Here is a 15,878-nt window from a genome sequence, read left to right as displayed (position 1 = left end):
GGATTGCTCATGCTATGATTTATTTGAATCCGGTTTCTCCTTTATGCCGATTATCAAAAGCCAAAGGCAGGTGCCTATTTCACCAATGCTTGCGGGTAAAGTGATATAATTTGAAATTACTGATTTATCATAATTAGGAATCGCGGTTTCGCCAATAACATTTAACAAATAACCGAAGCAACCAAGAATAAGGAAAATACCCAGGATTTTGGGCAAAAAGCCCGAACGGTAAACCAAATATCCAAAAGGAAAAAGCCAAAGCCCCCAGAATATTTGGTTAATGATCATGCCATTATAATAGTTATCGATATAAAACATAACCTGCGATTGAAGTTGACTAAGGCTAAATACTTTCAGGTATTCGGCTTCTCCAATGAGGCTTAGTACCGCCAATTTATTTTGTATGTTGATAAAGGATATGGATACACTCACCATAACCAGTATGACCATCAATTTCGCATGGTTGTTATTCACCTCGTTTAGTAATTTATATAAAACAAGCGGTAAGGCCAAAAAAGCTGTATAACAGATAAAGTTGCTTAAAATGCTCAACCGGAAAAGCAAATCGGAAGTTTTGATATTATGATAGGTTTGAGCCGGGTTATTCCAGGCAATGAGTTTAGATGGAACATAAGCCAGACTGAACATACCTGTTAATACTACAATAAGATAGATCGCACCAGCTATTCTGGCGGTTTTTTTATTTGCACCCATTATCATTCTTTTTTTAGTGTAAATCTGTTTGAATTGATGCGTCTTTCTTTGGCCAGGTCCAGGCGTAATAGATAATAAGGGTAGTGATGAAACTCTCTACTACCGCTAGAAAAACATAAAATGTCCGCCACTCAGTTAATGAAGTGAAAGCAATCAGGATCATGATGGTGCTGTAAACTACTCCGAAAAAAATGTTCAGTAACCTGTTGAGCTGTGGTTTTAATAAAATAGAAATTAAAACCATTAATGCCGGAATGGCCAGCAATACCGCAGCAGAAAAAAGTTTAACAGGACTGTTTAGTAGATTGTCACCATTAATAAGTCCTTCGGCTTTGTGTGGCACATATAGTTCGAAATAGTCACCATATAGATAACAGAGTGTTACGGCAGTCCAAAGTGCTGAAAGCTTAATTTTCGGATTGATTTCAAAATCTTTAAAAGCAGGTTTGTTTAGATTATTCATACCATTAAGAGTATTGTATCCAGGTTAGACGAAATTATTTCTCATATGGTTGCAATTAGGATAAATTTTTTTCCGAATAGTGGTTTGTCTGATAGATAATTGTCATTGGGTTAAATGATACTCTAGATCGTATGGATCTACCTGGGGCCCTGTAGTCAACCCACCCAGAGGCTGGATTGCCGTTTATCTGATTCCTGGCCCCGGTAAGCGGCCGCGCAAAAATTCATCAAATTTATCTTTATAACTTCTGCTTACCGTAAATTTTTTTCCGTTATTCATTAAGATTTGGTATCCATCAACCTGCTTGACATGGTTAAAGGATATAATTTCAGACCTGTTGATTCTCAGGAATTCAGTCCGATCCCCGATAGCTTCCTCTATATGCTTTAGGGTATGGTAGCTTATGTGTTCTTCATCAGTTAAGAAAACCTGTATATAATTAGACATTGATTTGATGTATAGGATCTTGTCGAGTGGTATGCTGACATATTTATGCTTTGAACCTCCCTTCACCAGTAAGAAGTTATCTGGATTTTTAGTGGATGCTTCATTTGACTTTGTTTCCAGGAGGCGCTGAACCTGCTGAATAAATTTGACGTCGCTTACCGGTTTAAGTAAATAACCATCTACTCCGATTTCAAAACTTTCCGCTCCGTATTCCACTTTTCCTGTAACGAATACCAAAAAATCGCAGTAAGGCCTAAGTAGTTTTGCGGCTTCAATGCCACTGATCTGCGGCATTTCAATATTTAAAAAAACGATATCAACATGCTTCTGATCATATAAATAGGTTAAGGCATCATAAGCATTATCAAAACTTTTTTCGTGGATGACTCCTGGCGTCATAAGATAAGTTCCTCTATTTGTCTTAGTATGTAGTTTTCATTATCGATGATTACGCATTTTAGTTCCATAGTGAAATAGTTTCGGCTGAGTACATGGCTAAAATAATAATTGTATTTTTAATTAGCAATTCTTAGCTGTTTTAGAAGTCTTTCGCATAGCGGTACAGGTAGTTCACATAAAAAAATGGTCGTTCACATAAAAATGTTGCATGAATTTTAATAATTCAAGATTTTACGATTGAAATAATGGTTTAATTTTAAATTCGTCATTTCAACTTTTTAGTGCTTACCAAGCTGTCGGAAGCCTATGGTATCTGAAGGAGGAGGGATTTTTAACCTCCTTCTTTGAAATATCAGCAATAAATGCTCACCTGAAAGTCGATGCTTGCGCCTTTCACATGCCCTTTTTGATTTTTGTATCATCTTGTTGAGCTAAATTTCAGCAGCCCGTTCAGTTTGTGTTTAGGGCTTTAAAATTTTTGCGATCCCAATAGCGTCAGCAAGGGCAATTCGTAAAAACCGCATTCGTGTGGGGGTAAAGAATCCGCCAAATTTGAAGTTTCGGGATCTCAATTGAATGTGCCTCTAGTTCTTCTTTAGCAATGATAAGTAGCTCATTATCTTCTATTGCAATAATATTCTTGGCTGAAGGGGTGTTGGTTAAAAAGCTGGTAAACGAGGATACAACGATATCGGGCATAAAAAAATGGCAGGTTGTTGTATCACAGGAATATTATTGCAATAAAGTCGAAGTTTTCCGCTAGTTTAAAAACGCAACGTGCTAACATACTTTGCCCTCTATAATCCACTTGTCCCCTTTTCCCAGAGATGTAGGAACAAACACACTTTCTATCTTTTTTTTCTCCTCAGCACCGAGGTTTATAACTTGGCTAATATTTTCTAATAGTTTGGACATTTCATTATTTTTAGGAAAGAATTTTTATAAAACACATAATGTATAAAGTTTTCCTTAGTTAATCAGGGGATTACCTGCTTGGTAAGAAGTAACAAACCTGATATTGAACTTTTACAGGCAATCCGGTCTGGGGATGAGGGGGCATTTAAATATGTTTTCGATTCGTATTGGAAACGGCTTTACTCGGTAGTGATATACCTTGTTGGCGACGAGGATCAAACAAAAGATCTTTATCATGACCAATAAACCATATCGCCCACGGTGTTTCCTTATTTTTTGTGCCCTGCCGAAAAATTAAAAATTCACCTTCTTCAAACCATTCAAAGGATGCGCTTGCTTTAATAACTGCACTGGCATCCGGTAAGAAAGACGCATTTGATATTTCCATTTCCCATGTGCCAATAAATTGCTTTAACTCTTGTAATGCCGGATTGATATTGTTTTTCATTGGATGATAAGTTGATAATGATGTTTCTAGTTATTTTTTTTTATTTAAAGATCCGCTCAATTAAGTTCATCTATACACAAAGGTCGAAATTAGTATAACGTTAAGTGATGTGTGAAATCGACTATATTAGAGGGGTATTATGCCAAAAATTATTTTCCGTAGATTTTATCCTCTATACGACATTTGGAAATCTGACTACAACAAATACCAATTGGGCTACTTTTTACAGAACGACAATCAGGAATTTTGTTCTTGAAATTTATTCAGTCTTAGAGACAATCAAAAAAAGGAATTATGCAAAAAAGAAAATTAGGAAATAGTGGATTGGAAGTCTCCGCATTAGGCTTTGGTTGTATGGGTTTAAACTTTTTGGATGGCAAGGGGCTTGATAACAAAGAGGCCATTAAGTTACTACACAATGCAGTTGAAAGAGGCATTACATTTTTTGATACCGCCGAGGCATACGGACCTTATACCAACGAAGAACTTGTTGGTGAGGCATTACAGCCTTACAGAAAAGATGTAGTGATTGCTACGAAATTTGGTTGTAAAGATGCCAGGCCGGCAGTAGGTCTGGACAGCAGACCGGAAACGATTAGAGCAGTAACCGAAGCATCTTTAAAAAGATTAAAAACAGATTACATTGATCTGCTTTATCAGCACAGAGTTGACCCTAATGTTCCGATAGAAGATGTTGCCGGAACAGTTAAAGACCTAATCCAGGAGGGCAAGGTAAAATATTTCGGTTTATCGGAAGCAAGTGCCAAAACGATCCGAAAAGCACATTCGATTCAGCCTGTATCAGCATTACAAAGTGAATATTCTTTGTTTTGGCGAGAACCAGAAGATGAAATTATACCAACATTAGAAGAATTAGGAATAGGTTTCGTTCCCTTCAGTCCTTTAGGCAAAGGCTTTCTCACAGGCATCATAAACAAAAAATTGGAAGATATCGACCGCAGAAATATTATTCCCCGCTTCACTGAAGAAAATATAAAGGCTAATATGGTTTTGGTTGACGCACTCTCTGAGATTGCCCAACAAAAAAATGTGACGACCGGACAATTGGCATTGGCCTGGCTTTTAGCTCAAAAGCCCTGGATAGCGCCAATCCCCGGGACTACGAAATTGCATCGCTTAGTGGAAAACATTGGCAGTACAAATGTTGTATTGACTGCTGATGAACTTGCGAAAATTGACACCACAGTGGATGGGATTACAATTGTGGGCGAACGCTATCCCGAATTTTTAGAAAAACAGATAGACAAATAAAAACTAATAGCAATGCAAAATATTAAAGGAAAAGTAGTCGCTGTTACAGGGGCTAGCAGCGGAATGGGTAAAGCCATTGCAATAGAATTAGCAAAAAATGGTGCAAAGGTTATCTTGGGTGCAAGGCGGATAGATAAGTTACAACAAATCGTTGACGAAATTAAAAGCACAGGTGGTGAAGCCACCTGTGCTCAAATTGATGTAAAGAATAGCGCTGATTTGGTTAGATTGGTCAATACAGCATTTGAGCAGTATGGAAAATTGGATGTCATTGTAAACAATGCAGGTGTCAGCCAATTAGCCCGCATTGACGAGTTGGATATTAAAGGTTGGGAAGAAATGATCGATGTTAACCTCAAAGGCGTTCTGTACGGGATGGCGGCTGCGATTCCTGTTTTCAAACAACAACAGGCGGGACATATTGTTAATATCATTTCAACTTCAGGAATAAAGATTGTTCCAATGCAGGGCGTTTATGCGGGAACTAAAAATGCCATCCGTACCATTGCAGAAGCATTCCGTCAGGAGTCAGACGGAAACATACGCATTACAGGTATCTCGCCCGGATTTGTGAAAACAGATTTTGCGAATAATATCAAAAACCAAGAAATGAAAACAGCTGTTCAACAAGGAATGGAACAGATTGCCATAAATCCCATAGCAATTGCTAATGCTGTAATTTATGCGATAAGTCAACCAAAGGATGTTGAAATTGGGGATATTGTTATTCGCCCGTCAAAACAAAATTGATTAAATTCGTAAAAGAAAAATGCAGCAACAATCCAAAATCAATAACATCAATAGTATATCGCAATTGGTGCGTGTGCTGGGACTTCCGGCGCCGTTGCACCCGTTGATTACACTAGTTGATTATCATAATGTTTCGATTGAAATGTTTCCAAAAGGAGAAAAAATAAGTCTTGATTTTTACAAAATTTCCTTTAAACTAACATTCACAGGGCAAATAAAATACGGACAGGGCCATTACGATTTTGAAGAAGGTGGATTAGCGTTTTTAAAGCCAAAACAAATCGTATTTTCGCCCGAAGAAACAGAAAGCTACGAAGGAATCGCTTTGTATTTTCATCCGGACTTCATCCGAAATTACCCATTGGGAAAAACAATAAATCAGTATGGCTTTTTTTCTTACGATGTTTCAGAAGCCTTGTTTTTATCAGCAAAGGAAAAAGAAATTATAGCCAATTTATTTGCTACAATAGCCAATGAATTAGGCAACAATATTGACCATTTCAGTCAGGATGTGTTGGTATCGCAGATAGAATTATTATTGAATTACAGTAATCGTTTTTACAACAGGCAATTTATTACAAGAAAAGCAGTTAATCACGACATCATCACTTCCTTGGACAAACTTTTAGACAACTATTTCGAAGAAGAAAACAGTCTGAAAAACGGCTTACCTACCGTAAAATATATCAGTACGGAATTAAAATTATCGCAGCGCTATTTGAGTGACATGTTGAGCTCATTGACTGGCCTAAACACGCAACAGCACATTCAGCACGCAATCATAGAAAAAGCTAAAGAAAGATTATCAACCACAAATCTTTCAGTTTCGGAAATTGCTTATGAATTGGGCTTTGAGCACTCACAATCGTTTAGCAAACTTTTCAAAACCAAGACAAATGTCTCACCTTTGGAATTCAGACAATCCTTTAATTAGATTTCTTGTTTATCAGGTAGATACGCTCAAACGTTTCGCTCACTAAAGCGGTTCGATGTTGTAAGCTTTCAAAATCGAATTTTTCGGGGAGCATCGAACAATCAGCCTTCTCTTATCATTAATCGCAGATTTAGTGAAAATTGGGAATAATTGAGTTAATGTAAAAATCGCATCATTCAAGATAGGCTTAATGCGCAGAGCCCAGGTCGCCATCTTCTTTTCTGCCAGTAACCAATCTCGACATTTCGCTACAATATACAATTCTATCCTCTTCAATGTGAAATTCCGCGATTAAGTGGGTTATCGAAACCTCACCATTCTCCATTGTTGCACTTACCTTATGGTTGGTAAAAACAATGTTTCCTTCCTGAACTATAGTTGCATAATCAAAAATCAAATTAGAGGTTCTTTTTTTAACCAATTCTACATGGGCAACAAACTGTTCGTAATTCAGTACATGGCCGTCAACATACTGTTTATAATCTGTAGAGAAATATTGAGCGATTTTTTTACGGTCAAAAGTTGGGTTGGCTAATACTTCTGCAAATGCCTGTTTAACCAATTCTTTGTAATCTTTCATATTGTTTATTTTTCTACAAAGTAAAGGCTAACAGGAAGGCAATCCGATAGACGATATGCGGCAATAGATGGACTTTTATGGGGATTTATTTGGTAATTATCTTAAGGGGAGGTAGGAAAGGTATTTTCCTTGCGGAACTGGCCTGGTGTTTTGCCTGTAGATTTACCGAAGATCCTGATAAAATAGGTCCAGTCTGAATATCCCAGTTCCAGAGATACTTCTTTTACGGATAACCGGGTGTGTGAAAGTATCCTTTTGGCTTCTGTGATGACACGTTCTTTTATCCATAAGGAAACTGTTTTGCCCGTCGTATTTTTTACTGCCTCATTAAGGTATGCTGGTGTGATACTCAACAATGATGCATATTGAGATGGACTTTTAACAGTCTTGAAATTTGCGTGCAGCTGATCAAAAAATGCTCTGGTTATTATCGTAGGCCGGGAGTCATCAGTAAAAACTGATTTTTTATGATTATGATAACTGGAAGCAAAAAAACTTAGGTAGCTTTTTGCAATACCTTGTAAGTTGCCCTCATAAAACTGATCCCTGTCGGCATTTCTTAATATATTATCCAGTAACAAAATGGTATTTTCCATTAGCTTTCCCTTATCTTCAGTGATAGAAATGGGTTCCGGGTTACCATGGATGTCGTGAAAAACAGGATGAAAAACCTGATCTACAAAATACTGATCAATTGCCAGCAAATATACGCTTGCATTACCTGCTGCCAAACCGTAGTGTACCTGTCCGGGCAGGATGATAAAAATCGTTGTACCAATCAGGTTGATTCTTTTGAAATCTACTATTAGGGAAGATTCTCCACCCCGTTGAAAAACCAGGACGTAGTGATCGTCCCGATGGGCGGTTTCCAGATAAGCACGATCTAAACTATCTGCACCAAAGTGCCGAATCAGTATTCCTTTGGAAGATCTGTCAGATATTTTATAGACCGGTATTGCTGGTTTCGATTTCATGTTGTATTCTACCTTTATTAAAGAGGGATTTTAGATAAGCTGAAATTTAAATCTGCTTTCTGCCAGATTATATTCATAATGCAGGCACCTAATTATGATATGATAATCCCTCCCTAAAACTAGCTAAATTATTTAAAATGAAAATGGAAGCACTACTGTGATCCGTCCGTGAAATATCTTTTGCGAACCACATCAGCTGGATGCCTTTTTCATATGGGTATTTATAGGAAGCCTACTGCTTTCCGTAAAGGCTATATACCAATCCATGCTTTCCTGAGAGATAGCTGGCCAGGGGATGCTGAACTCATTATTCCAACCGTTCCCGTTTTTTCATCATAACTAATTCCGACCTTTTGCAGGTATGCTCCTAAGGGGAGGGGGTGCCCGTTTTCAACGTAATCCTGAAAAAACTGGCGGATGTGTGGAAATGACAAAGTGGAGATGACATCGAACAGTTCCTCATCTTTAAATGGTTTTTCGGGTCCGTATTTTTTCATTAACGCCTGCATCAGCTCCTGCGTGCCAGATTTTCCGTTTGAAAGTTCACGTAAACGGATGTCGAGGCAAAGGCCAACTAAAGCTCCCTTTTGATAAAAGTTCATGTACTGGTCTTGCCTTTGGATAGCCTGGGTGCTCATCTCGGTCATGGAGAGATTGTTGTCAAATCCTGCCATACCTTTAATTTTGTCATTAATGGTTTTAACAAACTCATCCAGGCTTATCATATGCTGTTTGACAGGCATGTGTATAGTGGCATATTCCGTCATTCCTTCATATAGCCAGAGGTGTCTGGATAGTTTAGGATTTAAGAAGTCGAAGTTCTGTATCTGTTCAGAATGGATGTTCAATGGTGTCAGAATATGAAAAAACTCATGTGATGCAACACCCATCAGTGCTTTGGGTAACCTATCCAGCGTTTTTGAGCCATAAAGACATACTGTGGAATGGCTATGTTCCAAACCATCACCCAGCAATCCATTTTTTGGGATGGATTCATGATAAATTAAAAAGGCATATTCCTTTACTGGAAGTTTCCCCCCGAGATATGCCATTTGGTTTTCCAATATAGACTTTAACTTTTCTGCCAGTATTTTTGAATGGTTTTGATGTTCGGCAGAATAAAATGAGATAAGTACCCTCGTGTTGCCAACTTTTAACCAGGTCGTATCCGGTGCGCAATATAATACCGGTGCGTCAACAAGATGGCGGTAATCTGAGGCTGAAACCACATCGGTCGTATCATTGATAACCTGATATTTTAAGGCTGAGGATGCATAAAATTTGGCATTCTTTTTAACCGTTACTTTGAAACCGGCATTTGTGAGCTCCTTAAAGTATCCTGATAACGAATTATAATTGATGATGGCTACGCTGTCTTTTCGGAACATGCTTGCCGGAGACTTAGCGCCGCCAGTGTTCTGAAGGATATGTTCCCAGCCATCGGCAACCTGGTAACTGATCTTTACTGCATGTTCCAGGTCAGACACCTTCCAGGTATTAGTATCAACTTTAGTCACGTTAATGGCCTTTCCATTTTTGTCAAAGGCTTTAAGATCTGATACATACTGGCCGAAATTCATAGCATCATAATATCCTGGAACGAGCTTGGGCATAACGAATGTGCCTGTTTTAACTTTATTCTTGGGGGGCGTAAACGATACGCTAACCTGATCGTGTTTGATATTCAACAGGTCAATATTGTACTGGTAATGGTTGGTCTGTACCTGGGCGGATAATCGTATGCTGATCAGTAGTATGGCAAGTGTTATCTTAAATATTTTCATGGTAATGATTCGTTGTTTCCGTATTTTTATACTCAAAGGCAAATTTCGCCCTGGCCTTATTTAGCATTTACAATATTATTGTTCAGGCAAATTTAAAGGTGACCTAATTTAGTTTAAAATCAGCAAACCATATATGTTCTCGTTAATACTTCTGCGGGATTTATAACCTATTGCCATTAAAAAAGCAAAAACTGCCTGGTTTTTTGATATGGATTCTGACGAAATTCTCGATAAAATTCGTTGTCCGAAAACTAACCAGCGATTTTATTGTGAACTCCTCATAAGCTATTTAGGCTGTGACAATTTTTCTAAAAACAGTTCTGGCCTTAGGTTAAAGAACTGTTTTGAACTAATATTCAGGATTTTTAAGGGTGGCCCGGTGTTAACATCTGAAAAAGCATGGCTTCAGACATCCTTATTTATTCAGCAGATATGATCAGAAAAAAGCTGCCCCAGTCTTGTGCCACTCTCTATTGGAAGCTGAAAAAGGCACTCTTCAAGATATGGAGGCGATTTATGGCAATGAAATCTGATTCTATTGTTACGAAAGCCTGAATCGTATATTTTTAAATGTGGGTAATATGTTCTATTTTTACTCATTGATGATTTCAGATTATTCCATATATGATGATAGTAAATTAACTTCGCTATTGATAGAACGGGATAACAGAGCTTTTTCTGAGATCTACAGTAGGTACTGGCCTATATTGTATAAACATGCTTTCAGGATGCTCAAAGAAGAACATGAAAGTGAGGATGTTGTGCAGGAAGTATTCACAAAACTTTGGCATAAAGCTCCGTCTCTTCAGGCTGATATTTCAATCGGCGCTTATCTTTATATTTCTACAAGAAATGCCATCCTAAATTTTTTTAGCAAAAATAAGGTTCATCATGCTTATCTGGAAGATCTTGGTCACTTTCTTGAACAGGCGCAGGAAATTACCGATCACCGTATCCGGGAGCGCATACTCTCCAAACTGATTGAAGCCGAAATTGAAAAATTACCACCGCGAATGCGGGAAGTGTTTGAGTTGAAGCGCAACAAAAACTTATCCTATAAGGAAATCGCTGGCGTGATGAATATTTCTGAACTTACTGTTAAAACACAGATGAATAAGGCAATAACCACTTTACGCAATAAGTTTGGCAACCATTTACCATTGTTTCTCATATCATTATAACTCATTTTGCGATAAATTAATAAAAAGTTAATTTATTTTTAATGTGGAATACAACATTGCCCTGAGCTACCTGTCTTACTATTATACTACCTGTAATAAGCATGAGCAAACTAAACGTGAGACAATTTATACGAGACTACCTGGATGATAAACTTACTGCTAAACAAAGTGCCCGGTTGGAAACCTGGTATTTGTTAAAAACTGAGGAAAGCAGCACGCCCGAACCACAGATAGACTATGTCGGTCTGGAAGCTAAAATCTGGTCTAAAATTATTGATGAAGTTTCTGAACCATTACCTGACGTACTTAACGTTAAAAAACTAAACAATCCCTATAGAAAACTAATAACGATTGGCATTGCTGCCAGCATTTTATTGATCTCCGGAGTTGGATATTTGCTTTTCAAAAGTAAAACTAACAATCAGTTTGTAGTCGCCAAACAGTATGACCTGCCTGCTGGTACAAATAAGGCTATCCTTACCTTGTCGGACGGTAGCGTAATTGACCTAAACAAAGACATTGTAGGAAAAGTTGCTACCGAAGCCGGACTGGAAATTACTAAAGCAAAAGATGGGACATTGGTTTACACGACAATTGACGCTAAACCTAAAAGCGCAGGCTTCAATACAATCAGTACACCCGCGGGAGGACAGTACGCTGTTGTTTTACCTGACGGATCAAAGGTATGGCTAAACGCAGGATCATCCTTAAAATATCCGACAACCTTCGCTAAAAACGGACGAAACGTAATTCTCACGGGCGAAGGATACTTTGAGGTTGCACATGTAGATGGGATTAAAGGAAGGTTGCCCTTCTCTGTCTCAGTGGTTAAAGGCAATTCTCAAATGCAGAAATTGGAGGTTCTGGGAACGCATTTTAATATCAATGCTTATGCAGATGAACCTTATGTTAAAAGTACATTATTGGAAGGAAGCGTGAAAATCGTACTCAACAATGGCAAAACCAGCCTGTTGAAACCAGGGCAGCAGGCAAAACTAAACAATCAGAACATCCAGGTACAATCAGCAGATACTGATATGGAAGTTGCCTGGAAAAAAGGTGAATTTGTGTTCAGGGAAGATTTACGCAGCGCCATGCGCAAAGTGGCCCGTTGGTATAATGTAGAAGTGGTTTATGATGACACAGCACCAGGGAATCTAATACTTGGCGGATGGATGTCGAGAGCTACTAACATTTCAGAGGTACTCAATCACATCCAGCTTACGGGAAAAGTACATTTTAAACTTGAAGGAAGGAGGGTAATCGTTTCTAAATAAAGAAAAAGGATGCCAAAAAAAACCAGAAGTGCTTGGCGGCACCCCTGGATAATTTGGTAGCTGACTATAATCAATCAACTAATAACCGCATAAGGTCCTGATTTCGAAGCCCGGGCCAAATGCAATAACCAAACAAACAAATGTATAAAAATTTTACTTCACCAGGGCTGCGCAATACGCAGCTCCGTAAACTGCTACTCGTTATGCGACTAACTGCTGCGATTCTTCTGTTGGCGCTCATGCAATTAAGTGCATCAACAAAGGCACAAAAAGTTTCCATTGTTGAGAAAAATGTGCCATTAGAACGCGTACTGAAAGAGATACGTAAACAGAGCGGTTACGATATTATATACGACCTCAATATTATTCTGGATGCTAAACCTGTTTCCATCAATGTAAATCAGGTTAGTGTATTCGAGGCTATTCAAAAATCATTAAATAATCAGGCCCTTACTTTTTCGCTGGATGGCAAAACCATTGTAATTACAGAAAAAAGTGTGACAGATAAACTGGTTGATATTATTAAGGCCGTTGATGTAAAGGTTACGGTACGGGATTCCTCAGGCAGGCCACTCCCGGGCGCAAATGTTTACAACAAAACAATCAATAAGATGTACACCACCGACAAAAACGGAGACTTGGTGATTAATGATGTGCCTGCCAATGGTTATGTTCTGCAAATTAATTACCTGGGCTTTAAAGGCGAGGAAATTTTCGTTGACCGGAAGACGATTACTTATTATATCACACTCCGACAGTCTTCAGCTGCGCTGGAAGAAGTATCGGTGGTCTCAAACGGATATCAAAAAATAAGCAGGGAGCGTGCCGCAGGAGCTTATTCAGTTATCTCAGGTAAGGAACTGGCAGCTAACCCCGCTGTAAACATCATGGAACGCCTGGAAGGGCAGGTAGCGGGCGTAAAGTTCGATATCAAAGGCAATAGCGTTCAGATTCGCGGTGTAAATAATTATGGAGCAGGCAGTGGAATTCCTTTAATTGTTCTTGATGGATTTCCGCTGATGAATCCAAGCGATTTAGCTACCCTTACCAGACCTGTAAGTGGTAATACTTTTGGTAATTCTGTGATCAGTAGTATAAATATGGCTGATATTGAGCAGATTACTTTCTTAAAAGATGCCTCTGCTACCTCTATCTGGGGTTCGAGAGCAGCAAATGGGGTAATCGTTATTGAGACTAAAAAAGGGAAAAAAATTGCGCCTTCATTAAACGTAAGCTATCTTTTTGGTATATCAAAAAATCCTTCTATTGCCGATTTGCACTGGATGAATAGTGCGCAATACATTGATCTGGAACAGGAAATGGTTGATAAAGGGCTGCTGGTTGATCCTTTGGCAGCATTGCCGGGGAATGAAATTTATACTCCAAATAATAGTGAGGCTACAGAATGGATGTTTAGGGTTAAACGCGGTACAGCTACTGTAGCACAGCGTGATGCTGCATTAGCAGAAATTGCATCGAGAGATGGCATGGCACAAATCGAAAAATATTTACTTCAAAATGCTACTAATCATCAATATAACCTTTCTTATTCAGGCGGTTCTGAAAGCAGTACCTATTATATTTCTGGAAATTATACCAAAGATAACCCCATATTTAAAAGCAATTATGGAGACAACGCCTTTGTAAATGCCAATACTTCCACTGATTTTTTTAACAAAAAAATAACTTTAAGGGCGCTGTTTAATTATCAATATTCTAAATCACAATACAATGCTGCCGCAGTAAATGCACTATCAGTAAGCACTACGGCATTACGCCCTTATGATTTATTGCAGGATGCAAATGGCAACAGCATCGGTAGAAATATTATCATTACCGATGTTTTAGCAAATAAAATGGTGGGGCAAGGTTATTTACCCTTTACCTACAATACATTAGATGAGTTAAATTATTCAAATTCTATCGCCAAGAACAATGTACTCAGAATGAGTGCTGGTTTAAATGGTAAAATTGCTAAATGGCTAAATGCTGATGTTTCGATATCTAATCAACGTCAGTTCAGTAACTCTTACACGCTTGATGACCTGAATAGCTATGCAGCAAGGATACTGATCAATACATATACCCCTAATGGTAAAGCCATAAATACATTTAACTATGGCGGGCGTTACATCACTTATGGCACTACTTCATCAGAACTGTCATTGCGCGGACAGTTAAATTCAGATTTCACGATCGCTGGTAAACACCAGTTCAATGCCATCGCTGGTGCCGAAATTAGAGAAACCAATTCTGATGGTACATCCGAAACCAGATATGGTTACAATGCAGATACGCGTACAATTGCAACTGTTAACCCTACACAACAGTACCCAACCATGTATGGCTATACGCAATCGTTGGGTGCCAATTTAAGCAATTTGATTGCTTACCGTAAGAGATATTTATCGTATTATAGTAATGCATCATACAGTTACCAGGATAAATACTTTGTTACGGGTAGTGTACGTTTTGATGATTATACTTTATTGGGCTTAGAGAGGAGTAAGAGAGCCAGGCCATTTTGGTCAGTTGGCTTAAGATGGAATGCTAATAAAGAAGAATTTTTCCAGGATTTAAATTGGTTAGATGCATTTAGTGTCCGTGCAACTTTAGGAACCAGTGGAGTGGTACCTCAGGCAGGTACAAATGTGCCCATCATTAATGTTTCTGGTACCGATATTAGAACCGGCCAACCTGTGGCTAATATCGAAACTCCGGCCAATTCGGATTTGGGTTGGGAAACCACCAAAATGGCAAACTTAGGTATCGACTTCGGCATTTTAAAAGGACGGCTAAATGGAAGTGTTGATGTGTATACGAAAAGAACCGTTGGCATTCTGGCATCCTTCCCTTATAATGCCACCTACGGCTGGTCTAACTTATCGTTCAACAGCGGAACTTTGAGTGGCCATGGTTACGAATTCTCCATAAATGGCGAATTGATAAGAGCAGGAAAATTCAGCTGGAAATCAGTATTAAATTTTGGTTATACCACCAATACGGTTACAGATCAGCGTTATGTAAACAATGCCAGTAATATCGCCGGAACATTGACCAACATAGAAGGTATGCCATTAGGCTCGCTTTATGTTTACCGCTGGGCTGGATTAGATAACAAAGGCCAGGCACAAATTTACGATCGCAACAATAACATCATCAATAACACTACTAACCTCACCACTGCCTTTACAAAAGAAGATTTGGTTTACGTTGGAAATAGGTACGCGCCTTACACCACCGGTTTTAACCATAATTTCAAATATGGTCAGTTAGAGCTAGGGTTAAGATTTGTAGGTTATTTCGGCCACGTTTTCTTAAAAAATGCCGTAACCAATTATCCGACAACTACAGATTTTGCCTATAACGGCGTTTTGGGTCGACAGGGCGAACTGGCTGATCGCTGGCGGAAACCAGGTGATGAAGCTTTTACCGATGTTCCGGGAATAACAGGCGTGAACTTTAACAGCATTAACCGCTACCGTTTTTCAGATGCATTGGTTCGCAAGGCGGATAACATCCGTTTACAACAAATTTCTCTTTCTTACATCGTTCCGCAACGCTTCCTGCCCCGCAACTTTGTGAAATCTCTGTCACTATCTGCAAATGTGCGAAACGTGGGAATTGTTTGGCGCGCAAATAAGGATGGCATAGATCCTGAATTTATCAATACAGGAAATTTTGGTAGCGTAACACCTACGCCAGGTTATGTTTTTGGAATTAATGCAACGCTGTAATCA

Annotated in this window: 13 protein-coding genes; 6 read left to right on the top strand and 7 right to left on the bottom strand. The window is 38.7% G+C overall.

Annotated elements, in window-relative coordinates:
• Nucleotides 1-12: 12 nt before the first annotated feature.
• The 4 genes from U859_RS0127500 to U859_RS0127475 form a co-directional block, all read right to left on the bottom strand.
• Nucleotides 13-714 (bottom strand): DUF4386 domain-containing protein, encoded by a 702-nt coding sequence (locus U859_RS0127500; protein WP_025146437.1) that lies wholly within the window; start codon nucleotides 712-714, stop codon nucleotides 13-15.
• 13 nt (nucleotides 715-727) lie between these two features.
• On the bottom strand, nucleotides 728-1,177 hold the full coding sequence (locus U859_RS0127495) for a DUF6326 family protein (protein WP_025146436.1): 450 nt from the start codon (nucleotides 1,175-1,177) through the stop codon (nucleotides 728-730).
• Between the two features lie 183 nt (nucleotides 1,178-1,360).
• A complete protein-coding gene (locus U859_RS0127490; protein WP_025146435.1) occupies nucleotides 1,361-2,023 on the bottom strand; it encodes a LytR/AlgR family response regulator transcription factor in 663 nt (220 codons plus the stop codon).
• Nucleotides 2,024-3,083: 1,060 nt separating this feature from the next.
• The gene (locus tag U859_RS0127475) at nucleotides 3,084-3,386 is read right to left on the bottom strand and encodes a hypothetical protein (RefSeq protein WP_025146434.1); all 303 of its coding nucleotides are present in this window, start codon (nucleotides 3,384-3,386) and stop codon (nucleotides 3,084-3,086) included.
• 294 nt (nucleotides 3,387-3,680) lie between these two features.
• Here U859_RS0127475 and U859_RS0127470 point away from each other — a divergent pair, with 294 nt between their 5' ends.
• The 3 genes from U859_RS0127470 to U859_RS0127460 are packed head-to-tail and all read left to right on the top strand — an operon-like array spanning nucleotide 3,681 to nucleotide 6,342.
• Nucleotides 3,681-4,658: an aldo/keto reductase gene (locus tag U859_RS0127470; RefSeq protein WP_025146433.1), complete on the top strand. Its 978-nt coding sequence runs from the start codon at nucleotides 3,681-3,683 to the stop codon at nucleotides 4,656-4,658.
• Nucleotides 4,659-4,670: 12 nt separating this feature from the next.
• Nucleotides 4,671-5,408 carry an SDR family oxidoreductase gene (locus tag U859_RS0127465; protein ID WP_025146432.1) on the top strand — a complete coding sequence of 246 codons (738 nt, stop codon included), beginning with the start codon at nucleotides 4,671-4,673 and terminating at the stop codon, nucleotides 5,406-5,408.
• Between the two features lie 19 nt (nucleotides 5,409-5,427).
• On the top strand, nucleotides 5,428-6,342 hold the full coding sequence (locus U859_RS0127460) for a helix-turn-helix domain-containing protein (protein WP_025146431.1): 915 nt from the start codon (nucleotides 5,428-5,430) through the stop codon (nucleotides 6,340-6,342).
• A gap of 187 nt (nucleotides 6,343-6,529) precedes the next feature.
• Here the strand turns inward: U859_RS0127460 and U859_RS0127455 are convergent, their stop codons facing one another.
• From U859_RS0127455 to U859_RS0127445, 3 genes are all read right to left on the bottom strand, one after another.
• Nucleotides 6,530-6,922 (bottom strand): nuclear transport factor 2 family protein, encoded by a 393-nt coding sequence (locus tag U859_RS0127455; RefSeq protein ID WP_025146430.1) that lies wholly within the window; start codon nucleotides 6,920-6,922, stop codon nucleotides 6,530-6,532.
• Between the two features lie 101 nt (nucleotides 6,923-7,023).
• On the bottom strand, nucleotides 7,024-7,896 hold the full coding sequence (locus tag U859_RS0127450) for a helix-turn-helix domain-containing protein (RefSeq protein ID WP_025146429.1): 873 nt from the start codon (nucleotides 7,894-7,896) through the stop codon (nucleotides 7,024-7,026).
• A 251-nt stretch (nucleotides 7,897-8,147) separates the two neighbouring features.
• Nucleotides 8,148-9,680 carry a hypothetical protein gene (locus U859_RS0127445; protein ID WP_025146428.1) on the bottom strand — a complete coding sequence of 511 codons (1,533 nt, stop codon included), beginning with the start codon at nucleotides 9,678-9,680 and terminating at the stop codon, nucleotides 8,148-8,150.
• Nucleotides 9,681-10,261: 581 nt separating this feature from the next.
• On the opposite strand from U859_RS0127445, the gene U859_RS0127430 reads away from it, so the two are divergent.
• The 3 genes from U859_RS0127430 to U859_RS0127420 all read left to right on the top strand — a co-directional run bounded on the left by U859_RS0127430 (nucleotide 10,262) and on the right by U859_RS0127420 (nucleotide 15,875).
• A complete protein-coding gene (locus U859_RS0127430) occupies nucleotides 10,262-10,861 on the top strand; it encodes an RNA polymerase sigma factor (protein ID WP_051584794.1) in 600 nt (199 codons plus the stop codon).
• 101 nt (nucleotides 10,862-10,962) lie between these two features.
• Complete coding sequence (locus U859_RS0127425) at nucleotides 10,963-12,138, top strand: FecR family protein (RefSeq protein ID WP_025146426.1); 1,176 nt, start codon at nucleotides 10,963-10,965, stop codon at nucleotides 12,136-12,138.
• Nucleotides 12,139-12,278: 140 nt separating this feature from the next.
• Nucleotides 12,279-15,875, top strand: a complete 3,597-nt coding sequence (locus U859_RS0127420; protein WP_025146425.1) for a SusC/RagA family TonB-linked outer membrane protein — start codon at nucleotides 12,279-12,281, stop codon at nucleotides 15,873-15,875.
• Nucleotides 15,876-15,878 lie beyond the last annotated feature (3 nt).

Origin of the sequence: Pedobacter jeongneungensis (genome assembly GCF_000633455.1) — a bacterium.
Lineage (GTDB): Bacteria > Bacteroidota > Bacteroidia > Sphingobacteriales > Sphingobacteriaceae > Pedobacter > Pedobacter jeongneungensis_A.
The sequence above is the reverse complement of the archived record's forward strand: the minus strand, read 5'-3'. Positions and strand labels throughout refer to the sequence as shown.